1 pseudogene is annotated in these 340 nt (G+C 69.7%); it reads right to left on the bottom strand.

The features are described from left to right. A pseudogene (locus L0B83_RS19645) lies at positions 1–340 on the bottom strand (DUF3417 domain-containing protein); the annotation flags it as partial.

Below are 340 nucleotides of genomic sequence, written 5' to 3'. Positions count from 1 at the left end.
CGTAGTTTTCCCGGCCCAGGTCCAGGACCTTCTCCACCGGCACGTCCGGGGCCAGGCCGGCGTCGAAGAAGTGCCGGATCTGCACGGCCTCGAAACGGTCGATGCCGGCCGGGACCGGGGTGTGGGTGGTGAACACCGTGGACGCCCGCCCGGCGGCAAGGGCCTCGGACCAGCTCAGCGGCGCCTCGGAGGACATCAGTTCCTGGATCCGTTCGATGCCCAGGAACCCTGCATGGCCTTCGTTGGTGTGGAAGACCTCCGGGGCCGGGGTGCCGGTGAGGCGCTGGTAGACCCGCAGCGCCTTCACCCCGCCCATGCCCAGCAACAGCTCCTGCTGGAG

The organism is Arthrobacter alkaliphilus, assembly GCF_021483235.1.
GTDB lineage: Bacteria > Actinomycetota > Actinomycetes > Actinomycetales > Micrococcaceae > Arthrobacter > Arthrobacter alkaliphilus.
The sequence above is the reverse complement of the archived record's forward strand: the minus strand, read 5'-3'. Positions and strand labels throughout refer to the sequence as shown.